Origin of the sequence: Moraxella sp. CTOTU47915 (genome assembly GCF_031986685.1) — a bacterium.
GTDB classification, from domain to species: Bacteria; Pseudomonadota; Gammaproteobacteria; order Pseudomonadales; family Moraxellaceae; genus Faucicola; species Faucicola tetraodonis.
Window position 1 is genome coordinate 20,012 of the sequence record NZ_DAMAAE010000006.1, and the last position, 23,667, is coordinate 43,678.

Consider the following 23,667-nt stretch of genomic DNA (forward strand, 5'->3'; position numbering starts at 1 on the left):
AAAAAATAGTTTTAGTTTACTAATTCTAGAAATTTGAAAAAAAAACGTAGAGCATTAACTTGTTTATTGCTCTACGTATCGTTTGACATGCCTAACCCTGTTAACTGTTAACCATCATCATGAGATTATTTTGCCGCTGACGCAGTTGCTGTGGCAGCATCTGAGGTAAACAGTGGTTTACCATCAGCCCCTACAACTTTTTTCCACTCTTCACGGAAGATAGCTTTGCTGTCGGCTGAGAATGGTACAAAGTCCAGTGATTTTGCTAGCTCATCACCACTTGAATATGCCCAGTCAAAGAATTTAAGGGTATTTTTGACGTTTTCTGGGTTGGTTGGTTTAGTATGGACCAAGATGAATGTTGCCGCAGAGATTGGCCAGGCATTTGGGTCTGCTTGATTAGTCAATACGATGTTAAAGCCTGGTGTACCTTTCCAATCTGCATTACCTGCAGCGGCAAAACTTTCAGCCGATGGTTGTACAAAGTTACCTGCTGCATTTTTCAACTGAGTGTAAGCCATTTTGTTTTGTTTTGCGTAAGCGTACTCAACATAACCGATTGAGTTTTTGGCACGAGCGACGTTACTTGCCACGCCTTCGTTACCTTTACCACCTGCACCTGTCGCAGCGGTTGGCCATTTAATTGATTTATCTACACCTGGACCTGCTTTCCATTCTGGTGATACAGCGGCTAAGTAGCTTGCAAAGTTAAAGGTTGTACCTGAACCGTCAGAACGGAAAATCGTCGTGATTGGCGCATCTGGTAGTGTCACGCCTGCGTTTAATGCGGTAATCGCTGGGTCATTCCATTTAGTGATTTTACCCAAGTAGATATTGGCAAGGGTGGCACCGTCTAGTTTTAATTGACCGGGTGCAACACCATCGATGTTAACAACCGGTACAACACCACCGATAACGGTTGGGAACTGGATTAAACCGCTTTTATCCAACTCTTCTTTGCTTAAAGGCGCATCCGACGCACCAAAGTCAACGGTATTGGCTTGGATTTGTTTGATACCACCTGATGAACCGATTGATTGGTAATTTACTTGACCGCCAGTGGCGTTCTTGAACTCACCTGCCCATTTAGCATAAATAGGTTGTGGGAAAGATGCGCCTGCACCTGTGATGGTAAATACGGCGTTTTTGTCGCTACCTGCAGTGCTTGATGTTGCTGAGGCACCCGCTGCTTGATTGTCTGCTTGTTTGTTGCCACAAGCGGTTAATGCTAACGTTGATGCTACGACAACACTTAATAATGAATAACGCATGGATAGCTCCTAAAAACGTTTTTTGAGTTTACAATGAAACTGCCTGAATGAAATAAATGTCACCAACGGTACGATTTAACTTTTTTGGTTATTTTCACTAGGATAGCTCAAAGCTGATATAGCTCAATGCTGACCGATTTAACTGTCATGATAATAACCATAATTCGGTTTGTATAAAAATTGTGTATATGATTACAAAGAAATGTGACAGTATCATGACAATTTGATGACTGACCGATTGCGCACGTTATAAGTAGAGTAGATAAGTACATTTAACTCACTTATCTATTCGCAAAGCCTTTAAAAGCTTTGCGACTTTTAGCGGTGCATGGGAAAGAAGCGATTAACCATTTAACTGCTTCTCAACTTAACAGCTTCTTAACTTAACAACTTCTTAACTTAGTAGCTTAAGACTATAAAAACCAATGGCAGTCGCAACCAAAGTTAAAAGCACATGGATGCCAATCAAGGCTAAACCTTGCAATACCTTGCCGCTATTCAACAAAGTAAACACTTCGGCACTAAACGTACTAAAGGTTGTTAGTCCCCCCAAAAACCCTGTGGTGATAAACAGTCGTAAGTTTGGGTGCATCTTTTGGGTGAGTATCAAGGCAAAGCCCATCAACAGCCCACCTAGTACATTGGCAAATAGTGTGCCATAGGGCAGCCAAGGATGTACGCTATTGATTCTGGCTAACCACCAGCGCAGTATTGCCCCAAATCCCGCCCCCAGTCCTATCCATAGCCATGGCATCTTTAAATCCTTGTAGATGGTTATGGGTTAGCTGGATTGACAGCAGGCAGCATTGTCATGTCCCAACGCGGCAAGCAGCTAACCGCTAGTTCATCGTGTTGGCCGGCGTTCAAGCGCTGCCACCCGGCGAAGGCAATCATGGCGCCATTGTCAGTACACAGGGCAGGCGGTGCATAATGCACGGTGGCGTTGATTTTGGCTAATGCCTCAGCTAGCGATTCTCGTAGTTGTTGATTGGCACTCACCCCGCCTGCGATTACTAAGCGTCTCATGCCTGTTTGCTGCAAGGCTTTAACGCATTTTTTCACCAACGTATCGACCATCGCATATTGAAAACTTGCTGCAATATCGGCACGCGTCTGGGCATGCTCAGGATTATGGCTATCGGTCGGATGGTCTTTAATCAAATTATGCACGGCGGTTTTCATACCACTAAAAGAAAAATCCAATCCTTTGCCCAACATCGGGCGCGGTAATTCATAGGCTAACGGATTGCCTGTTTGCGCCAAGCGTGCAATATTAGGTCCACCAGGATAAGGTAACTCTAGCATTTTAGCGGCTTTATCAAAGCATTCGCCCGCGGCATCATCAATCGACTCACCTAATATTTCATATTGCCCGATGCCTTTGACCGCCACTAACATGGTATGTCCACCCGACACCAGCAACGCGACAAACGGAAAATCGGGCGGATTGGCGCCTAATAGCGGCGCGAGTAAGTGCCCTTCCATGTGATGTACTCCAATCGCAGGAATACCCAATGCCATCGCCAAACTGCGGCCAAATAATGCCCCTGTCATCAACGCGCCCACCAGTCCAGGACCTTTGGTAAAGGCAATTGCATCGATATCGGTTTTTTTGAGTTGGCAGTCATCAAGCAGTTGCTGCAACAAGGGCACTAATTTACGGATGTGATCGCGGCTTGCAAGTTCAGGGACTACCCCACCATACGTCGCATGTAGCGCGATTTGACTATATAGCACTTGCCCGACCAAACCTTGATTGGGTTGGTGACGTTGGTCACTATCAAAAATGGCTAATCCCGTTTCATCGCAGGATGTTTCCAGTCCTAGCACACGCATGGTATTTCCTTAAACGATAAATAAACGTCAACATACCGATGGCAACTTAGTTATTTTTTGCCATCATTGATGATTTTGACAGGAATGGTTAACCCTTTGGCAAAGGGCTCGGCAAAGACGTAAGTGTATTGACTCGGGGCAATTTGCTGGGTGGTATGAATGACAAACGCGCTGTTTTTACCGGCTGTGAGTTCATGTGACACATAGGCAGTACCCAGCTGGTCGAGCACTTTGGATAAGACTTCATTGACTGCCATACCCACCGTTAAGTTGTAGCGGGAGGTTTCATTATCCACATGATACATCTCGGCATACGCTTTGACAGGCTCACTATCGAGCGCAAACGGGTATTTAAAGCTAGCTTTATCGACTGGCTTAACGCCCGAATCCACCAATGCCCAGTTGATTTGTTTGGGCGCACCGTTTTGGGCGGCTTGGGGGGATACGGTACTGGCGACAGCTACACTGGCAACGTGATGCGGACTTTGAACGCTAGCCACTGTGGTACTTACTGTGGCACTTGCTGTGCTGTTTTGCGCTGGCTTGTTATCACTGGCAGGTTGACAAGCCGAGAGTAACACCCCACCCATCAGCAAACTTGATATTATAACTGCTTGTTTCATTGGCACGCCTCCAATACATCCAAACTCTTTATCTAGCTTAGCCTAACTTAATCTAGCTTAGCCTAACTTAGGCAGTGACGCCCTCATTACTGACGGGCTGATAAGAAAGATGACGATTGATGCGTTTTTCAGCCAATCGAAACATCCCAATCAATAGCCAAGACAATAACAAATAAATGATACCTGAGGCAAAGAACAACTCAAAAACGGTATAAGTTTTTGACATAATCGTCGTTGCCACACCGGTGATATCCATCAAAGTGATGGTCGATGCCAGTGCACTACCTTTGAGCATAAAAATCACTTCATTGCCATACGCAGGCAGCATGATGCCAAAGGCACGAGGAAAAATAATTCGGCGCAATTTTTGGCTATATGACATGCCAATGGCGTCGGCAGCTTCATTCTCGCCCTTGGGTATTGACTTGATAGCACCGCGGATGATTTCTGCAATATAAGCTGCCGTATTGAGGGTAAAAGCGATGATAGCGCACCAAAATGGGCTCGCTAACACACCCGATTTCCACAGCACAGACTCGGTCACCCATTTAAATTGCGACAAGCCATAATAAATCAAAAAGATTTGCACCAGTAGCGGCGTACCCCGAAAAAAGAAAATATACGCAAACGGCAATGCCTGTACCCAAGGTTTTTTCGACAGCCTAGCCAAGGCTAGCGGCACTGCCAACATAAACCCCAATAAACCCGACAACACCACAAGCTCAATGGTGATAATACTACCTTGCAGCAGTTTTGGGATACTATCAATAATAATTTGCCAATTCCAGTTCATTGATGAATCCCCTATTTTGCCATGCCGATTTTTTGTAGGCGTTTTGCATAACGCTCTGCTGGGTTATTGACCCATTCTAGCCACATAATCATACCGGTGATGATGACGGTCAGACTCAAGTACAACAATGCTGCTGCCATATAAAAAGTAAACGGGCTTTGGGTGGAAGTCGCCGCCGTTTTAGCATGGCGCATGATATCTTCAAGCCCGACCACAGAAACCAACGCAGTATCTTTGAGCAGTACCAAAAACAAATTCCCCAGTCCTGGCAGTGCAATACGCCAGACTTGTGGCAACGTCACTCGCCAAAGGATTTGAAATTTTTTCATGCCAATCGCTTGCGCCGCTTCGGCTTGACCTTTTGGAATCTCTTGAAATGCCATACGAAAAGTTTCGGTCGCATACGCACCAAATGCCACAGACAGCGCCGTAACCCCCGCCCAAAACGGACTGACATCCACATATCCCGTATTGCCAAATTGCGATAGAATAAGACCCATCAACATCGAGCCGCCAAAGTAAATAAACATGACTGACAGCAGTTCTGGAATACCACGGATAATCGTGGTGTAAGCGGTGGCGATGGCGTTGAGCACTTTAAACCGTGACATCTTAGCAGTCGCGCCCAATAATCCCAAAATCAGCCCAATGACCAAACTAGTCAATGCCAGTTTGATGGTGACCCAAGCGCCACTTAATAATAGCTGCCCAAAACCTTGTAGATCTAACACAATATTGATACCCTGTCTTTTTAACTCTGTTTGTTGACCTATTACCCAAAAAATGCTTAAAACGCAGTTTTACCGGCGCATAGACAAAAGGTGATAACGGATATAACCTTTTGCTTTGTTTTTTGCAGGGTGCAATTTTACGTGATTGCCCTATCAAAAACCATCAAAAAAAACAAAAAACTGAGTGACTTTTCACCCAGTTTTTGACTGAACCCAAGCGTTTGGTTAAGTTATTTGCTGGTACTTGCCACAGTCGTCGTGGTCGTTGTGGTACTAGAGACCGTAACTGCCACGCTGCTTGCTGCCGCCGTTGTGGTGGTTGCACTGCCAAAATATTGGTTATAGATTTTGTCATACGTGCCATTTGATTTCAACGTGGCAATCGCTTTGTTAAATTCTAAACGCAGTGGGTCACCTTTACGAACGAGGATACCCATTTTGTCATTGACATCAATCTCTTTACCTTTGATTTCAAAGCCTTTACCTTCTGGCGTGGTCAGCCAATAAGCGGCAGGGGCTTTATCCGAAATCATCATATCTGAGCGCCCTGCTGCCAAGTCCATAAACGCATTGTCCAACCCTTCATACAGGTTTAGCTGGGCTTTTGGGTGATTTTTTTCCATCCACTGGGTAGATAGCGTTGAACGCTGTGCCGCAACTTTATGGCTGTCAATTTGGGCAGGGTCATCCGGATTGATTGGGCTACCTTGTTTGGTCAAAAACACCAACGTATTGGTAAAATAGGGGTCGGTAAAATCGACTTGCGCCTGACGTTCTGGGGTGATAGACATCGCATCAATTACCACGTCATATTTTTTTGCCATCAAGCCTGGTAATAAACCATCCCAATCTTGTGGCTTGATTTCACAGTTGGCTTTCATTTGTGCACATAAAGCTTGCATAAAATCCACATCAAAACCTGTCAAACTGCCATCCGCTTTGGTGATACTAAAGGGTTTATAAGTGCCTTCAGTGGCGATGCGAATGGTTTTGCCTGCCATACTGCTTGATGTCTCTGTGCTGCTACCCACCGTTGTAGAAGCGGCTGCGCTACCCGTCGTTGCCGCAGTTTTTTCTGCAGGTTTTTGACAACCCACTAGCGTTAGACCTGCCAATGCCAAACTACCTAATAATGAAATATTTGTTTTCACCTTGTACTCCTAATTTTTAACATCCAACACATGACAAAATTTTACTTGTGAGTTATAAGAAAACGAACAGCTTAATCAGTTATTTAACGGCTTATTTCGGCAAATCTGCAAAATATTTTTGGCTGATTTTATCGTAAGTACCATTGGCTTTTAGCGCTGCCAGTGCGGTGTTGAATTTGCCAATCAATGGATCATTTTGACGAAGGGCAATGGCAATTTTGTCATCAATATTGATCGGTTGACCTTTGACTTCAAAACCTTGACCTTTGGCGGTTTTTAACCATGATAAAGCTGGGGCACTGTCAGAAATCATCAAATCCGTACGACCCGATTCTAGGTCAAGATAGGCATTATCTTGGGTGTCATACAGTTTTGGGGTGGCTTTTGGGAAGTTTTTGGCTAAGTACTCAGCTGCGGTCGTTGAACGCTGCGCACCCACTGATTTGCCTGCTAGGTCATCAGCGCCTTTTTCTACCCCTTTTTTGCCAATCACAACGAGGTTATTGGTAAAGTATGGATCGCTAAATGCCACCACTTGGCGACGCTCTGCGGTGTCTGACATCCCCGCCATGATGGCATGGTATTTTTGTGCTTGTAGTCCTGGAATCAGTCCATCCCAATCTTGGGAAATCACTTCACATTTTAGTTTGGCTTCACTACATAACGCATCTGCCAAATCAATCTCAAAGCCGATTAATTTGCCATTGGCATCTTTATAACTAAAGGGGACAAAGCTTGATTCGGTAGCGATACGAATCTGTGGCATATCTGCGTTTGCTGCTGTGGTTGCGCTACTTGCTGCTGCCGTGTCTGCCGGTTTTTCCGCAGGTTTTTGACAGGCGGTTACTCCCATCAAAATGGCTAACGACGATACACCCAAAACCGATAACTGTTTCATAACAACACCTTTTTGTCAAAATTTGAGGGTCACCCGCATCTATTGTGTAAATCTTAAATCGCTCAATACAACGTCAATTAATTACCAAAATGTTGCTTTTGTAATTTTGCCAACTCGCCATTGCTTTGTAGCGCATCTAAGGCTTTGTCAAATTCTGCTTTTAGTGGATCGCCTTTACGAATGGCCATTGCGATGTTGTCACCATTATCCATCTCACTGCCTACGATTTGGTAGTTGCTGTTTTGTTTTAGCCATTCGCTTGCGGTTACTTTTTCAGACAGCACTGAATCGATACGACCTGATTTTAGGTCAATGTAGGCGTTGTCATAGTTGTCATACAATTTGATTTCGTTGGTTTTGCTCAGTTTATCTTGAAGGTACTGTGCCATAGTGGTTGAACGTTGACCGCCAATTTTTAACCCTGAAATCGCTTGTGGGTTGAATTTGCCACCTTTGGCAGCGACCCAAACCATGGTGTTTTTAAAATAAGGCGTGGTGAAATCCACTTGCGCTGAACGCTCTGGGGTAATTGACATACCCGCCGCCACCGCGTCGTATTTTCTCGCCATCAAGCCTGGTAAGATACCGTCCCAATCTTGCGCCACGATTTCGCAGTCGAGTTTCGCTTGAGCACACACGGCTTTGGCAACATCCACGTCATAACCGCCTAATGTGCCATCGGCATTGGTGTAGTTAAATGGTTTGTAGGCGCCTTCAGTGGCAATACGAATTTTTTTGCCTGTGCTAGCACTGGCAGCGGGTTGGCTAGCGGCTGCACCTTCTGTTTTTTCAGCAGGTTTTTGACAGGCGGTTAATCCCATGCTAACTGCGCATACCGTTGCCAAGGCGAGTTTTGAGTAGGTTGAATTCGAGGTTGATTGCATGGATGTTCCTTACAAATGAAATTTTTGAGTAAAAAGCGATTTAATATCAGGTTTCGCTTTCAGCGATTTCAATATTTAAAATCAATGCGACTAAAATAAATGCGAGTTTACAATTTAGTTAAAATTAACATAAATTAACATTTTTGCAAGTGAAAAACGTATGCAGCAACAATTAAATCAAATAAATTTTTTCTGATGCCTAAAACTACAAAACCGCCAATCGCATGGCGATTGACGGCTGATAGGATGATTGGATTATTTTTGATGGCTTGCCATAAAGTCTTTCACCCGCGCTGATTGCGGGTTGTCAAATACCTGCTCGGGTGTGCCTATTTCTTCGATACGTCCCTCATGCAAGAACACCACTTGGCTCGATACATCGCGCGCAAAACGCATTTCATGGGTGACAATCAGCATGGTGCGACCTTCTTCAGCAAGCGATTTCATCACCGCTAATACTTCATTGACCAATTCTGGGTCGAGGGCAGAGGTTGGCTCATCAAATAGCAATACTTGGGGCTTCATCGCTAGTGCACGAGCGATGGCGATACGCTGGCGTTGCCCACCCGATAAGTTTTCTGGGTAAGCGTCTTTTTTGTCCAGTAGTCCTACGCGTTTTAGTAGCACTTCAGCTTCACTGATGGCTTGGTCTTTGGCGATTTTTAGGACTTGGGTCGGCCCCTCAATGATGTTTTGCAAAATAGTCCGGTGTGGCCATAGGTTAAAGTTTTGGAACACAAAGCCCATTTTTGAGCGAAACTGCTCAAGTTGGCGTTGATTGGCGGCAACCAAATCCCCGGATTTATTCGGTTTTAATACCAATGCTTCACTGCCCAAAAAAACCTCCCCTTGCGAGGGGTTTTCAAGCAAATTAATACAGCGTAGCAAGGTGGATTTGCCCGAACCGCTCGAGCCAAGAATTGAGATGACATCGCCATCATAAGCGGTCAACGATACACCTTTTAGTACTTCAAGCGATCCAAAGTTCTTGTGAATATTGTTAAGTTGTAAGGCTACAGGACGCTGTAAGTTTGGCATAGCATCTGACATGATATTCAATCCAAAATTTGACGATAGGTGGAAAAAAACTGTCTATTTTCGCTTAAAACGCTACTAAAACGCAACTTTTTCTCTCATTTAACTTTATTTTATGGCACCGGTCTTTAGCGCTGGTTTTTAGATTGAGTCATAACCATTAATTTTTGTCTGTCAAAACTTTCTAAATTCCATTTTTGGATTGAAGTTGTTATGATGAAGCGATGATTATATTAGGGACTGACTATGCAAACCATGACTGATACCAAACATTATATGCAAACCGTGGGACAGCAAGCGCGCGCCGCTTCAGCAATTTTGGCAAAAGCAGACACCGCACTCAAAAATAGCGCCCTACTCGCTATCTATGACGCCCTGCAACAAGCCAAATCACAGGTGTTGACGGCCAATGCCACCGATATGCAAAACGGTCAACAAAAAGGACTGGATGACGCCCTACTTGACCGATTAGCGCTCACCGATGCGCGTTTTGAAGGCATGTTACAAGGGCTAAAAGATGTCGCCATGCTACCTGACCCGATTGGCGAGGTCACGGATATGACCTTTCGTCCATCGGGTATTCAGCTAGGTAAAATGCGCGTGCCGCTGGGTGTGGTCGGGATGATTTATGAATCTCGCCCCAATGTGACGATTGAAGCTGCGTCTTTGGCATTAAAATCTGGCAATGCGATTATCCTACGTGGGGGTTCAGAAGCGTTTTATTCTAACCAAGCATTGGCTGCGTGTGTCAAACAGGGTTTGCAGGCAGTTGGTTTGCCAGAGGCCGCCGTGCAAGTGGTCGAAACCACCGACCGCGCGGCAGTGGGGGAACTTATCACCATGAATCGCTATGTCGATGTGATTGTGCCGCGGGGTGGTAAAAGCCTAATTGAGCGTATCAGTAATGAAGCGCGCGTCCCTGTCATCAAGCATCTAGATGGTAACTGCCATACCTTTGTCGATCGCGATGCAAACCTGACTATGGCAACCGCTATTTGCGTCAATGCCAAAACTCACCGCTACGGCACTTGTAATACTATGGAAACGCTGCTGATTGATAGCCAAATCGCTGCGCAAGCCTTGCCGCCAATCGCCAGCGCCATTGTCGCTGCAGACAGTGCCATGCAATTACGCGGCTGTCCAAAAACCTTAGCCATCTTGAGCGATACCGCTGAATTAACCGCTCATCTGTCAGCGGCGAGTGAAGCAGATTGGGATACCGAATATTTGGCGCCAATTTTGGCGATTAAAGTAGTCGCCGATATCGACGAAGCCATTGCCCATATCAATACCCATGGCTCACACCATACCGATGCGATTATCACCGAAAACTACTCAAAATCGTTAACATTCATGCGTGAAGTTGATTCTAGTAGCGTGATGGTCAATGCATCAACCCGCTTTGCCGATGGATTTGAATATGGTTTGGGTGCAGAGATTGGTATCTCTACCGATAAAATCCATGCGCGCGGCCCTGTGGGTCTTGAAGGTTTAACATCGCAAAAATGGATTGTGTTTGGGCATGGGGAAATCAGACAGTGACAGCTAAAACTTTTGGTAATCAAATGAATTGTTTTCACAAACCCACTTTAATTATTGGTATTGACTTCCTCCCCTCCCTAAAGTGAGGGGATTCCTGCTCCCAGACGGTCAAGCCCGACCGCAAGAATGTTCTTACTGGCATTAATATCTCTATCATGCCGTGTGTCACACTTTACACAAGTCCATTCTCTTATTCGCAAACCTGCTCTACCGCTCAAGCTACTGGACATATCGCCACAGCACGAGCAAGTTTGGGTAGTGTATCGTTCATTCACGATTTCAAAACGGCAACCTGCGTTCTCGCATTTATAGGTCAGTTGCCTTTTGAGTTCAAACCAACCTGCATCGTAAACCGACTTGGCTAGTTTGCCTTTTTTACTGTTAAACTGGGTGGTTTTAACGTCACCAACCACGATTAGGGCATTGTCCTTGACTAATTGGGTGGTGAATTTATGTATCAGGTCTTGGCGTGTGTTTTTGATTTTGGCATGGATTGCCTTTACATGCTGTTTGTTTTTGGCACGTTGGGCGGTGGCTAAATCTTTGGCATATTTTAACGTTTGCTTAATGGTGAGTTTGTCACCGCTTGAGGTAGTGGCACTGTCTTTTAAGCCCAAATCTATGCCAACGCTACCAGTTCCACAAGTGGTTTTAGGGTAGTCTTTAACGGTGATACACGCATACCAACGGTTACGGCTGTCTTGCACAATCTCGCAGGTGTTGATTTGGTAAAGCGATAGGTTGTAGCTGTCCCATAGGTCGATGATGAGTTTCTGCCCTTTGGCTAGACTTAGTTGCAGGGTTGATTTTAAGCCCTTTTTGCCTGTTTGGTGAGTGGCAATATGCTTAATAGCCGATTGTTTAAACGGTAGCCAGCCAAGCGATTTACGCTTGGCATTGGGGTTATTGGTTCGCCAGTTGAGTTTAGCCTTTTTGAATTGCTTACGGCTTTTAGCATGGGTTTCATTGATGGCTTGAATGGTTTGAGAGTGCAAGCCCAGTAATTCACCGCTACCTTTGGTGTATTCGTTCAAATCATAAGCTGAAAAGAATTTGCCTGTTTTTTGTAGATGTTTGTAACTCAAGTCATTGACGTAGTTCCATACGAAATTGACTGAACCGCTTAACTTATTAAGCTTTGCTGTATGTTTATCTCGTATGCGTAGCTTGAGTGTTTTCATGGGGTTATTTTAGCAAAATTTATGCAAGTATTATAGCGTGTAAGCATAGTTGCTTAAGTTGCCTTATATCCATTGCCTGAGGTCGGTGGTTTTACGGCAACGGAGGATAAAAACCATTATTTGGCAATCGCTTTATTGGCAATCGCTTTAAATAGACTGATTTGGCTATTATCGGTTACCGTCAACATCGGTGTGCCTTTGCTATCTTGGGTCAGTTTAAATTGCCCTTTTAGTGTGGATGGTGCAGCGGCATCAAATGCCATGCGCGATTCTGGCAGACACATCATGCGTGTGGAAACGATATTTTTTATCAATACATTGGCATCGGTCAGGCTATAATTGCCCCACATACGATTGCAGGTGTTGTCAAAGCTGACACGACCTTTATCAAAGTCGACCAACAGTGGTTTGGCTTGGTTAAATAATTCAAGTTTAGTGGGTTTACCCGACAAATCAGTCACCGAGACCAATTGCCAGCGATAATTTTGCAACGTGGCATCGGCTAACGGTAAGGTGACCGCTTGGGTCGGGTTCACGATCCTTGAGTTATTATCCGCTATGGTTTGACAGCCTGTCATTGCCAGCGTTCCTGCTATCAAGCAACTTAGCGCTAGTGAGTAGATTTTGGCACATCTTTTCATCATGATTTCCTTTTGTTTAAAATTATTGTGTAAAAAATTATTGCAACCATTATATAAAATACCCTTAAAACTTTATTGCTCAGCATGACGATTATTGTTATTCGATTGTATTACTAGATTTGATGGACGCTTCATTTGCTTGAATGGGTTTTTGCAAAAACTCTAAAAATACATCATCGCGTTTGGGGTCGCCATTGTTGCCGTCTCTTGGAAATGCCATCTTCTCCCCTGTCAGTAGATAACCGCGGCGCTGATAATAACTTAACAGCTCTGGTCGATGACTTAAAATCGACATGGACAAATGGGTTAAAGGTAAATGGGTTACGTTTTTGGCGTGGGCGTGTCTGATAGCAAACGTTTCTACCGCAGACAACATCGTATCGCCAATGCCTTTACCTTGCACAGCAGGATGAACCGCAAAAGTACCAATATACGCCGCTGGCTGATGGTTAATGGGTGAGAAATCCACAGAAATACACCCGAGCAAATCATCGCTATCGTGCGGATTTTCAAACACGAACAGATAAACGTTCGGGTTGTCTATCAGGGCTGTCATTTCCTCGGGCGTGGTACGAATCCCACCAATTAAAGCCGCTTCATTGGTCCAGCCTTCATCTGAGCGGTAACAGCGATTGAGCAAAGTGACCAAATTTTCGACGTCTTGTTGCGTGGCAACGCGTAATTGCACGGCGTTTTTATCGATATCGCTATCAGGGTTTTTCATGTTTTTTCTCTTTTTATGCTCACATTCGCTAAACATAGGATGCGTTAAACATTTTGCTAAGTCAGCTGACCGATTTTGCCACCCAATGCACCTAACCCACCTCAATTAGCCAGCATACCTAGCTTATGTACTGTTACTTTATTGAATGGTACTTTATTGGCAATTGCTTTGGCATTCAAGCCGTATTTGACGTCATTGCTGTTGCCGTCATATTTTTAACTTATTAGTATAAGACAATAAAGCATGCCGATAATAAAGCGCTGCTGTAATCGAATCTGTAATCGAGATGGTTTATCAATCATCCATTTGTTAAAATAAATCTTTTACAAGTAATACTAGCATGCCAAAACTGCCCTCCCCCTATACCCCTGCGATTGAGTCCGCCATTTACAAACAACAACCCACTGATTTTATTGTCCATGAAAAACTTGGCATTGAATGCAGCCATACAGGCGAGCATCTTTGGCTTCATATTCAAAAGACCCGAATGAATACCAATTTTGTGGCAAAGTTGCTGTCACAATGGGCAGGCATCCCACTTAAGGATGTGGGATGCTCGGGGCTCAAAGATCGTCATGCGCTGACGACACAATGGTTTAGTCTTCGCTTGCCAAAAAAAATTGCCCCTGAACAAAACTTTGAGCAATTTGTCCAGACCAAATTAGCTAGCGATGAAACCCTAGAAATACTGGCACAGCATTGGCATCACAAAAAACTGGGTCGCGGTACTCATGAGGCCAATCAGTTTATCATCACTCTACGCGACGTGGTGGGTGAGAAAGCCGTAATCGAGCAACAACTTGCGAGCATCAAAACCCAAGGCGTTCCCAATTATTTTGGCGAACAGCGCTTTGGGCAAGATGCCAATAATATTGATGCCGCTATCGAACTATTTACCCATCATACAATTAGGGGCAAAAAAATTCATCGCAAATTTGACCAAGATAAAATCAGTCTGTATCTGTCGGCAGCGCGTAGTGAATTATTCAATGCCATCTTGGCAAAACGTATCGCATTGGGCATCTGGAACCAACCGCTTGATGGCGATGTGATGAATTTGGCGGGTTCAAACAGTATTTTTGTGGCACAGCATATAGATGAGACCATGCTATCAAGGCTACAAAGTGGCGATATCCATTTGACTGCCCCGATGTGGGGCGCAGGTGAGTTAAAAAGTAGTGGTAAGGTTAACGCATTAGAACTATCAGTCATCACTGACAATCCCATTTATCAGCAGCTAAGTCAAGGCTTGATTGAGTTTGGTTTAAAGCAGCAGCGCCGCCCTCTGCGTATGCTGCCCAGTAACTTGCAATGGGTTTGGCAAGACGGTGAGACATTGGTGTTAGAGTTTGAATTGCCGGCAGGCAGTTTTGCGACGACGATGATTGATACGCTTGTTGCAAGCTCGGTACTTAACACTAGGTTATAAAGGCTGAGTTATGAAGGCTGATTGCTTTGCGTCATCAATAAATAACATTGACCTTTGACCACGCAGTTGCGACCATTGGCTTTGGCTTGCTGCATTGCCAAATCGGAGAATTTAATAATTTGCTCAAGGGCAGGCGGCAGTGCAGGCATGGTCGGTAAACTATGCATATACTCGCGCATATATTCGATAAAACCGCGATTATCAACTGCGCGGTCGCTATCTCTCCCATGATTTTGATAAACGCTGGCAATACCTAAGCTTGCGGTAAATTGAATTTCTGTATCAAAAATCCCATATCTCACCACTTGCTTTTCAAATGCTTGGCGCAGCTGTTCTGCCATATCGACAGCTTGCTCAATCCCGGTATTTGGCAAGATGATGCAAAACTCTTCCCCACCCATACGTCCAAACATCGTCCCTGTCGGCAAGAAGTTTTTTAAGGTATTTGCGGTACAAATCAACGTCGCATCACCGGCGTCATGACCGTATTCGTCATTGATATGTTTAAATTTGTCCAAATCAATATAAATCACACTAAGCGTGTTCCAATCGCTTTTACGTTGCCATAAATAACTCAAAAAACTATAAATGGTACGCCGATTGGCGATATTGGTGAGCGCATCGGCTTCTAGCAAATCATAAATTTTGCGGCGCTGAAAACTCATGACTTTCATGCCCTGCAAAATACAATACAGTGTTACCGTTGCCTTGGCGGTTACCAAAAAGCTAAAAGATAATCCCCAAAGCCAATGACTACGCGCTGCTAAGTTTGGATACAACCTAGGCAGCAATTGCCACCAGTTCATGCTATTACTCATATTAAAAATAAATAATGCAACAATACAACTGACAAATGACACCCAGACCAGTCGCCATCTTAATAGCACCATCCCAAGACCTGTAGCACTGATCAGCATGACGCCTTCAAGCGCACTGTTGTTGCCAATCCAGACGATAAAAAGATTCTCATAAATCAAGTAGATGATTACAAAAAAGATTTGGTACTCCCGCCAAAGTCTTGATTGTTCAGGCATGCGGGTGATGAACCATAGTGAATACCCGCAAAACAACACCATCGCCAGTCCCAAATAGGTGATATTTATCATCAAGCTGCGATTAAAGAGTTGGTTAAACTTGTGCGCAAAGGGAAAGATATCTATGGGCAATGTAATGACAAGAACCGTCGCATACCAAATCAAATGAAAAAATGTCTCAACCAACGCCAATATAATAAACAACATGAATTTATTGGTATTGTTGACTCTTGGCGAATTGATATATAGCGAAGGTTTAAAGCTAAAAAAATTTAGCGTCTGCTGCAATTGTTCTTTAAAGCTTGGCAAGGCAGTTTGGGTCATAGGATTATTGCAAAATCAATAAATCTATTAAAAGACGGCGTCACGCATTAAACAAATCAAGAAGGTTATGTCAGTCATTGTGGTTCATTGATTAGTTTTAGTCGTTTGCATTTAATTTACCTTAAAGATTATATAAGGTATTGTTGCTTCATTCTAATACTTTATTAATGACCAATGGGTAAATGTTTAATTTTTTTTAATTATTCTTGACTTAGCTATTTTATCAAAACTTCCTCGACAAAATAAAAAAGGTAAGCATTGGCTTACCTTGATCAACATTTTACAGCATTTTAACTTTATTGGTTTTTTCAACAATATTCTTTAATAGTAATGTTCTTGATTACACTCAAGCGTCCAATACACGGCGCGCTGTCACGAATTTATTTGCCCAATAGCCAGAATCTAAACTTGTAATAGAAATACTTTTGCCGGTTGATGGTGAATGAATAAAACGACCTTCACCGATGTACATGCCCACATGAGAGATACGACCACCACCTTGAGAGAAAAACACCATATCGCCTGGTTTTAACTCACTACGGTTAATACGTTCACCAACTTGCGCCATGCTGCCTGAGGTGCGTGGCAGATTGATGTTGGCGGTTTGTTTATAAACATATTGCATAAAGCCGCTACAATCAAAACCACTGGCTGGGCTGGTGCCACCCCAACGGTAAGGTAAGCCGATAAAGTTTTTGGCTTTTGCAATGAGGCTATCTACTTTTGAGCCACCTTCTGGATTTTGAGAAACGCTTGAGTTAAAGCTACCGAAATATTCTGTGATACCATTGTCGGCATTGGCAGCGGTTGGGGCTACGCTTAACAAGACACAAGGTAGAGCGGTTAATAAAGTTTTTTGAAGAAAGTTCATAGGGCTTTAATCCGTTCAGAACTTTTATCCGTATATGGGCTATATCAAAATTGATTGCTAGAAGCTAAAAAGTTGATATACGGATAAAAATTACATAACTATTGTACTGGTTACATTCTGTAAAACAACGCCATCATACCAATAAAGTTTTTCGAATGTAGATATCTTTTATCCAGAAAATGTTAAAAAATATTACAATGTAAGCTAATTTGCTTACAGAAAGCCTATAGAAAGTATACAGCAATAATTCGGTAAGAAAATCGTTGATTTAACACAACATTGGGTTAAATCAACGCCTATTACTCTGTATTTATTTTGGTGTAATGTAAAAAAAGCAGGGTCAATATGTAACAGACCCTGCTTCATTGTTGAGTAAAAAATGATAAAAATCGTTAAATTGCTGTCTTTTTACCCCATCATTCGCACTAATCTCTCGCCCCAAAAATGGCGGTGCCAATACGAACGATGGTAGCGCCCGCGGCAATGGCTTGTTCAATATCGCCGCTCATGCCCATTGACAAAGTATCCCACTGCTCAGGATGCGCATGATAGCGCTTGTTTTGCTCAAATAATTGCTGGGTTTTGACAAAGGCAGCGGCTGAATTTTTGGCAGGGATAATCATCAGTCCGCGTAATTGCAAGTTGGGTAATTGGCTAATCTCTGTCACCAATTCGGGTAACTGGTTTGGCTGGCAGCCTGATTTACTGGCTTCATCGTCAATATTGACTTCGATACAGATATTGAGTGGCGGAAGGTGTTCACCCCTTTGCCCATTGAGACGCTGGGCAATAATTAAGCGATCGACCCCATGCACCCAATCAAAATGCGCCGCCAACTCTTTGGTCTTGTTACGCTGGATATGACCGATATAATGCCACACCAATGGCTGCTCGTTGGCAGTAACGTCTTTGAGTGCTGCGATTTTTGTCACCGCTTCTTGCACATAGTTTTCACCAAAATCTTGCTGACCTTGCTGCGCTAAGGTGCGAATCATCCAGTTGGGTTTGGTTTTGGATACCGCAAGCAGTTTGACAGTTGGATTGAGCCTAGCAACGTCAGTTTTCACCTGTTGCCAACGCGCTATCAGGGCTTGGTTTTCAGCGTCTGTTGCGATTGTCGCCAATGGCTGTTGTGCGTCAAATGTTTGCATGGTTAACTTTTCCTGTTGCTTTTCCTGTTGATAGTGTACTGGCTTGATGGCTAACCAGTTAAGGTGAGGTTTTTGGTTTTTTTTGCACTTGTGTGCCCAATTTTCCAATTGCGTTTAACATAAGCTAAAATCAACAAAAAACTATCACCCCTAGTCAGTTTTTTCTGTTTTTTTTGTGGTGGGATGATTATAGTATAGCTATCTTTTTTTCCCGCGGCTTTTTTCTATTGCTGCTTTTGTATTTTCATTACCCACCTATAGGATTCGTTATCATGGCAAAGGAATTATCGATTGGCGATTTGTTGCGTTTTGCATTCAAAAATAAAGCCTCTGACTTACACATTTCAGCAGGCTTACCGCCGATGATTCGGGTAGATGGTGAAATCACCAAAATCAACATGCCGCCGCTCGATCACCAAAAAGTGCATAGTTTGATTTATGACATCATGAATGACAAACAACGTGCCGATTATGAAGAATTTTTTGAAACCGACTTTTCGTTTGAAATTCCCAATGTGGCGCGCTTTCGTGTCAATGCCTTTAACCAAAACCGTGGCGCAGGTGCGGTATTTCGTACCATTCCGTCTGAAGTCTTGACGATGGAGCAGCTTGGGATGGGACCGATTTTTGAGAAAATCTCTAATTACAAACGCGGCGTGGTACTGGTCACAGGTCCAACAGGTTCGGGTAAGTCAACAACCCTTGCGGCGATGATTAACTATATCAATGAAACCCGTAAAGAACATATCTTAACCATCGAAGACCCGATTGAATTTGTGCATCAATCAAAAAAATCCCTCATCAACCAACGTGAAGTCCACCGTGATACCTTAAGCTTTGATGCTGCGCTGCGCTCTGCCCTACGTGAAGACCCTGATGTTATTCTTGTCGGTGAGATGCGTGACCTTGAGACCATCCGCTTGGCATTGACGGCTGCTGAAACAGGACACTTGGTATTTGGGACATTGCATACCTCATCTGCTGCCAAAACCATTGACCGTGTGGTCGACGTGTTCCCCGCCGCCGAAAAAGACATGATTCGAGCGATGTTATCTGAGTCGCTGCAAGCGGTTATCTCGCAATCGCTACTCAAACGCCAAGCGGGTGGTCGTGTCGCCGCGCATGAAATTATGATTGGTACGCCTGCGATTCGTAACTTGATTCGTGAAAACAAAGTCGCCCAAATGTACTCTGCCATCCAAACCAGTGCAGGCGATGGTATGACCACACTCGATCAAAGCCTTCGCGAGTTGGTCAATAAAGGCGTGATTAGCAAAGAATCGGCGCGCCAATATGCCAAACAACCTGAAAATTTTATGTGATAACTGTTTGATAGAAACAATCTTATAAAAACAATGCGAGAGACGCGTTATGGATCTTGATAAATTACTGCAGCTAATGATACAAAAAAACGGCTCCGACCTTTTTATCACCGCCGATGCGCCCATATCAATGAAAGTCAATGGTACTATCGCGCCAGTCACCAAGTCAGCGCTGACCCCAGAGCAATCGATGACGCTGGTCAAAAGCGTGATGACGCCTGCTCAAAGCAAAGAGTTTGACGACACCCTAGAATGCCAGTTTGCCATTGTTGACAAAAACCAAACCGCACGCTTTCGTGTTTCTGCCTTTGTCCAAAAAGACTGTGCGGGCATGGTGCTACGTAAAATTGAAACCAAAATCCCAACGGTAGAGCAACTCAATCTACCACCGATTTTGAATGAAATTGCCATGAAAAAACGCGGCATCGTGCTACTAGTCGGCGCGACAGGTACAGGTAAATCTACCACACTGGCAGCTATGATGGGGTATCGCAACGAAAATTCGCGCGGTCATATCATTACTATCGAAGACCCGATTGAATACCTGCATGAACATAAAGGCTGTATCATCACCCAACGCGAAGTAGGCATTGATACCAAGTCATTTGAAGCAGGATTAAAAAACGCCCTACGTCAAGCACCTGATGTGATTTTGATTGGCGAGATTCGTACCCGCGAAACCATGGATTATGCCATTCAATATGCTGAAACAGGACACTTGGTGTTTGCCACCCTACACGCCACCAATGCCAACCAAGCGCTTGAGCGTATTATTCACTTCTTTGAAGCAAAACATCACGAGCAGATTTTGATGGATTTATCATTGAACCTTCGAGCCATTGTGGCGCAGCAACTGATTGCTACCCCTGATGGCAAAGGTCGCCGCCCTGCGATTGAAATTTTGCTCAATTCGCAACTGATTGGTGATTACATCCGTAAAGGGGAAATCCACGAAATTAAGCCTGTCATGAAACGTTCCCGTGAAATTGGGATGCAAACCTTTGACCAAGCGTTGTTTGATTTGTATGAAAATGGCGACATCACTTACCGCGATGCCATCCAACACGCTGATTCACCCAACGATTTACGCCTACTTATTAAGCTAGAGAGTAAATCGGCCAATAAAACCGAGGAAAGCGAGCTGGAGCTCTCACTGCAATCTGATGATAATAGCGCAGCCAATGACAATGCAATATCCTAATAATACGTAATCGTCTGCTAGTAACAATAATTTTGTAACACAAACAAGGCTCAACATGCGCCTTGTTTATCTAAGCTACACTTTTTCCCAAAATCACCACATCAGCAATAAATCCGTTCATATCACAAACTTGCTTAAACTTGCCCCATGGCTCAAATCCTAGCTTACCAAACATCGCAAGGCTTGGTGTATTATGGGCAAAAATTAGCGCAACCACTTGCTGCACGCCACAACTTGGCGCAACTTCGATTAAATAATTGACCAACGCCTTGCCCACGCCTTGCCCTTTGGCTTCATCTGCCACATAGATACTGATTTCAGTACTGATATGATAGGCAGGACGCGCGTATAAATCAGACAAACTACCCCAACCGACTATTTCACCTAAGCTATTTTCGGAGCTAGTTTGGGCAACCACCAACGGACGATTGCCTGTATGAGCGTCAAACCACGCTTGCCTATCTGCCACGCTCACAGGCTGTAAATCTGCCGTGGCTTGCTTACCTGCGATACTTTGGTTATAAATTTCAACGATGCGCGGTAAATCATCAATCGCAGCTAGGCGAATACAAAGGTTGTGATGCGCTGCAGACATAGCGACTCCAAAATTAAACCAAAAAATGCGGCTAAAATTTGCCGAAAAATCTTATTAGCGCGTATGTTAGCAACATTTTTACTTTATAATAAGCGATTTCATAAAATTGATAGTTTGCGATGCCTATGAACGTGATTGATTTATCTGACTGGCTAAAAAGTCCAACCCTATTACCTGATTCGGTACTGACGATTGGTAATTTTGATGGGGTACATTTGGGTCACCAAGCGATGCTGGATAAAGCCAAATCTTTGGCAAAATCTCAGCAACTTGCCAGTATGGTGATGATATTTGAACCACAGCCGCGTGAGTTTTTTAGCCCCCAAACCGCCCCCGCAAGGCTCACCAATTTGGCAGAAAAAACCCAATTGATTGCTGAACATCGTATCGATAGCTTGATTGTGGCAAATTTTGATAATGACTTTCGCAATTTATCGGCACACGATTTTGCAAAAATGTTGGTCAAGTTAAACGTGAAGCATCTGGTATTGGGGGATGATTTTCGCTTTGGGCATGACCGCACTGGCGATAGTGAGTTTTTGCGTGTGTTTGGCTTGCCTGTACAAATTTTACATACCGTGACCGACCATGCGCATCAAGATGAGCGTGTCAGCTCAACCCGCATTCGAGACTGTTTGCAACAAGGGGACTTGGCAACCGCAAAGCATCTGCTAGGGCGAGATTATGCGATTACTGGCATGGTGGAACATGGCGATAAAATCGGTCGCACACTTGATTTTCCCACCGCCAATATTGCCCTAAACCGCATCAAGCCTGCCCTGCATGGGATTTTTGCGGTATCGGTGACCGCTACCGATGGCACGGATTTATCAACACTGGGGAAAAATAGTCAGACAGGCGTGCAAGGACTTACTAAAGGCAGTTTGTTTGGCGCTTGCAATGTGGGTACTCGCCCTGCACTAAAAAATAAGTATGGGGTAGAATGGCGACTGGAAGTCAATTTTCCAAAGTTTGACGGGGATTTGTACGGCAGAGAACTGACGGTAACGTTTTTGCATTTTTTACATGGGGAAAAAAATTATGCTGGGCTTGACGCATTAAAACAAGGCATTGCCCAAGACGTGGTGGATTTATTGAACTGGAGAGAGAAACAAAATTTTTGATAAAATTTAGTTTTGTAAGGGTTTCAAAGTAATATCTTCAAAAGTTTCTATTTCTCCCACCCAGTCTTTATCCCCTGGCAGTACTTTTCGTGCTCGCCAAAATAGAATATTTTCTGCTGGTATTTCTTTATTTTCTTTTTGTATGTATGTTGGTGGAATAGATTCTGCAATTTCAGAAGGAATGTATTTTTCTAATTTAGCTCGCTCAAAATTAATGCCATTTAAAGAAGAGTTTTTTTCAAGCAAAGTTATCAGGGAAACTATAGCTGAATGTACTGCCTCATATGTAGGAGTTAAACCCTTATGAATGAAATCATTGCGTGCAATTCTTGCCTTGCTTAAAAGCTCATAATCGTTGTCCATAATATAATTTTTCTGATATAACATTTCAATTTTATGGGCTACATTCCACTGTTGTGAATCTAAAAACTTTCTTCTATTTGGTATATTAACAAGTTTCGCTTCATTTATTAACGTGCTATTCCAAATCTCTTCAATTAATTGTTCTATTGAAATCCAACACATTGCTAATGCTTCTCTCAATTGAAAGTTCTTATAATATGTAAATGAGTTGATAAATAGTGAAGGTGACAAAAGTGGTACATTTTGAAGAATTTTATGCCCATATTCGTATGCTGATATTATCTTACTTGCCTCAATAAGGGGTGGATTCATCAATTTAATTGAATTAAGGTTTCCTGCTCCACACTCACCTATTGCAGAATGAAAGTCAGATGTAAGACTAAATGTTTGAGAATGTTGATAATAACCATAACTATTCATTTTACCTCTTGAAATATCTAAGGGTGAAATGGACTCAACATAAACACCGCCAATAAGAATTGAAGCTAGAATCCTGTTAGTTTCGTCAACTATTTTATCATCATTACGGAAATCCGCCGTGAACGGAAAAATTAAACTTCCATCAAAGCCAAAACAGGCAGGGAAGTTATTAGATAGATGTGCATTAAAAAATTTAGTTACACGGTGAAGTTTTACATAGTTATATGTACAAGAGTTAATTTCTTCGATACTGGGCTTCCATTCATCTTGTTCATCTCGGATTATTAATCTAAATGGTTTGAAATTAGCAATTAATACTGGAACATAATGAACTTTCATTTTTAACTCATATAGTAGTTTTTAAAGAATGTAGTCTTTAATAGTTAGGTTAAACCCATCTTGCGATATATTGATAAACTTTGTCAATCCCCCCATTTTCCCCTATAATACCCTGTTATCAATTTTTTACCTTTTGCACTTTTTATAGAATACCGAGAGTTACATGACCGACAACACTGACAAT

Annotated in this window: 23 protein-coding genes; 5 read left to right on the top strand and 18 right to left on the bottom strand. The window is 43.3% G+C overall.

Annotated features, from left to right (window positions below):
- Positions 1-125 precede the first annotated feature (125 nt).
- From pstS to RTL34_RS06230, 10 genes are all read right to left on the bottom strand, one after another.
- Complete coding sequence (pstS, locus tag RTL34_RS06185) at positions 126-1,271, bottom strand: phosphate ABC transporter substrate-binding protein PstS (protein ID WP_312115498.1); 1,146 nt, start codon at positions 1,269-1,271, stop codon at positions 126-128.
- A 394-nt stretch (positions 1,272-1,665) separates the two neighbouring features.
- Entirely contained in the window at positions 1,666-2,025 is a 360-nt protein-coding gene (gene crcB, locus RTL34_RS06190; protein ID WP_312115500.1) for a fluoride efflux transporter CrcB, read from the bottom strand.
- 20 nt (positions 2,026-2,045) lie between these two features.
- Positions 2,046-3,107: a tRNA (adenosine(37)-N6)-threonylcarbamoyltransferase complex transferase subunit TsaD gene (tsaD, locus tag RTL34_RS06195; RefSeq protein WP_312115502.1), complete on the bottom strand. Its 1,062-nt coding sequence runs from the start codon at positions 3,105-3,107 to the stop codon at positions 2,046-2,048.
- Positions 3,108-3,157: 50 nt separating this feature from the next.
- Positions 3,158-3,730, bottom strand: a complete 573-nt coding sequence (locus RTL34_RS06200; protein ID WP_312115504.1) for a hypothetical protein — start codon at positions 3,728-3,730, stop codon at positions 3,158-3,160.
- A 67-nt stretch (positions 3,731-3,797) separates the two neighbouring features.
- Complete coding sequence (locus tag RTL34_RS06205) at positions 3,798-4,523, bottom strand: ABC transporter permease (RefSeq protein WP_312115506.1); 726 nt, start codon at positions 4,521-4,523, stop codon at positions 3,798-3,800.
- Positions 4,524-4,534: 11 nt separating this feature from the next.
- Positions 4,535-5,254, bottom strand: coding sequence for an ABC transporter permease (locus RTL34_RS06210; RefSeq protein ID WP_060995490.1), 720 nt, complete (start codon positions 5,252-5,254; stop codon positions 4,535-4,537).
- Positions 5,255-5,484: 230 nt separating this feature from the next.
- Positions 5,485-6,405 carry a transporter substrate-binding domain-containing protein gene (locus RTL34_RS06215; protein WP_312115508.1) on the bottom strand — a complete coding sequence of 307 codons (921 nt, stop codon included), beginning with the start codon at positions 6,403-6,405 and terminating at the stop codon, positions 5,485-5,487.
- Positions 6,406-6,496: 91 nt separating this feature from the next.
- Positions 6,497-7,303 (bottom strand): ABC transporter substrate-binding protein, encoded by an 807-nt coding sequence (locus RTL34_RS06220; RefSeq protein WP_050324745.1) that lies wholly within the window; start codon positions 7,301-7,303, stop codon positions 6,497-6,499.
- Positions 7,304-7,380: 77 nt separating this feature from the next.
- The gene (locus RTL34_RS06225; RefSeq protein WP_007117183.1) at positions 7,381-8,187 is read right to left on the bottom strand and encodes a transporter substrate-binding domain-containing protein; all 807 of its coding nucleotides are present in this window, start codon (positions 8,185-8,187) and stop codon (positions 7,381-7,383) included.
- Between the two features lie 255 nt (positions 8,188-8,442).
- The gene (locus RTL34_RS06230) at positions 8,443-9,237 is read right to left on the bottom strand and encodes an ABC transporter ATP-binding protein (protein ID WP_186303395.1); all 795 of its coding nucleotides are present in this window, start codon (positions 9,235-9,237) and stop codon (positions 8,443-8,445) included.
- Positions 9,238-9,468: 231 nt separating this feature from the next.
- On the opposite strand from RTL34_RS06230, the gene RTL34_RS06235 reads away from it, so the two are divergent.
- The gene (locus tag RTL34_RS06235; RefSeq protein WP_409455446.1) at positions 9,469-10,764 is read left to right on the top strand and encodes a glutamate-5-semialdehyde dehydrogenase; all 1,296 of its coding nucleotides are present in this window, start codon (positions 9,469-9,471) and stop codon (positions 10,762-10,764) included.
- Between the two features lie 77 nt (positions 10,765-10,841).
- On the opposite strand, the gene RTL34_RS06240 is transcribed toward RTL34_RS06235, so the two are convergent.
- The 3 genes from RTL34_RS06240 to RTL34_RS06250 all read right to left on the bottom strand — a co-directional run bounded on the left by RTL34_RS06240 (position 10,842) and on the right by RTL34_RS06250 (position 13,310).
- Positions 10,842-11,945, bottom strand: a complete 1,104-nt coding sequence (locus tag RTL34_RS06240) for an RNA-guided endonuclease InsQ/TnpB family protein (protein WP_050324743.1) — start codon at positions 11,943-11,945, stop codon at positions 10,842-10,844.
- Between the two features lie 116 nt (positions 11,946-12,061).
- A complete protein-coding gene (locus tag RTL34_RS06245) occupies positions 12,062-12,589 on the bottom strand; it encodes an META domain-containing protein (RefSeq protein ID WP_312115511.1) in 528 nt (175 codons plus the stop codon).
- Positions 12,590-12,683: 94 nt separating this feature from the next.
- Positions 12,684-13,310: a GNAT family N-acetyltransferase gene (locus tag RTL34_RS06250; RefSeq protein ID WP_312115513.1), complete on the bottom strand. Its 627-nt coding sequence runs from the start codon at positions 13,308-13,310 to the stop codon at positions 12,684-12,686.
- 340 nt (positions 13,311-13,650) lie between these two features.
- On the opposite strand from RTL34_RS06250, the gene truD reads away from it, so the two are divergent.
- Positions 13,651-14,739, top strand: a complete 1,089-nt coding sequence (truD, locus tag RTL34_RS06255) for a tRNA pseudouridine(13) synthase TruD (RefSeq protein ID WP_312115515.1) — start codon at positions 13,651-13,653, stop codon at positions 14,737-14,739.
- An 8-nt stretch (positions 14,740-14,747) separates the two neighbouring features.
- Here truD and RTL34_RS06260 read toward each other — a convergent pair whose 3' ends face one another.
- The 3 genes from RTL34_RS06260 to RTL34_RS06270 form a co-directional block, all read right to left on the bottom strand.
- Positions 14,748-16,097 (bottom strand): GGDEF domain-containing protein, encoded by a 1,350-nt coding sequence (locus RTL34_RS06260; RefSeq protein ID WP_312115517.1) that lies wholly within the window; start codon positions 16,095-16,097, stop codon positions 14,748-14,750.
- 346 nt (positions 16,098-16,443) lie between these two features.
- The gene (locus RTL34_RS06265) at positions 16,444-16,968 is read right to left on the bottom strand and encodes a C40 family peptidase (RefSeq protein ID WP_096489252.1); all 525 of its coding nucleotides are present in this window, start codon (positions 16,966-16,968) and stop codon (positions 16,444-16,446) included.
- A 425-nt stretch (positions 16,969-17,393) separates the two neighbouring features.
- Positions 17,394-18,119 (bottom strand): YggS family pyridoxal phosphate-dependent enzyme, encoded by a 726-nt coding sequence (locus tag RTL34_RS06270; RefSeq protein WP_312115520.1) that lies wholly within the window; start codon positions 18,117-18,119, stop codon positions 17,394-17,396.
- Positions 18,120-18,391: 272 nt separating this feature from the next.
- On the opposite strand from RTL34_RS06270, the gene RTL34_RS06275 reads away from it, so the two are divergent.
- Both RTL34_RS06275 and RTL34_RS06280 read left to right on the top strand, forming a co-directional pair.
- Entirely contained in the window at positions 18,392-19,441 is a 1,050-nt protein-coding gene (locus RTL34_RS06275; protein ID WP_312115522.1) for a type IV pilus twitching motility protein PilT, read from the top strand.
- 49 nt (positions 19,442-19,490) lie between these two features.
- Entirely contained in the window at positions 19,491-20,642 is a 1,152-nt protein-coding gene (locus RTL34_RS06280) for a PilT/PilU family type 4a pilus ATPase (RefSeq protein WP_007117195.1), read from the top strand.
- A gap of 70 nt (positions 20,643-20,712) precedes the next feature.
- Here the strand turns inward: RTL34_RS06280 and RTL34_RS06285 are convergent, their stop codons facing one another.
- The gene (locus RTL34_RS06285) at positions 20,713-21,237 is read right to left on the bottom strand and encodes a GNAT family N-acetyltransferase (protein WP_312115525.1); all 525 of its coding nucleotides are present in this window, start codon (positions 21,235-21,237) and stop codon (positions 20,713-20,715) included.
- Between the two features lie 125 nt (positions 21,238-21,362).
- Here RTL34_RS06285 and ribF point away from each other — a divergent pair, with 125 nt between their 5' ends.
- Complete coding sequence (ribF, locus tag RTL34_RS06290) at positions 21,363-22,361, top strand: riboflavin biosynthesis protein RibF (protein ID WP_312115526.1); 999 nt, start codon at positions 21,363-21,365, stop codon at positions 22,359-22,361.
- A 6-nt stretch (positions 22,362-22,367) separates the two neighbouring features.
- Here ribF and RTL34_RS06295 read toward each other — a convergent pair whose 3' ends face one another.
- Entirely contained in the window at positions 22,368-23,483 is a 1,116-nt protein-coding gene (locus tag RTL34_RS06295; protein WP_312115527.1) for a hypothetical protein, read from the bottom strand.
- Between the last annotated feature and the right edge of the window lie 184 nt (positions 23,484-23,667).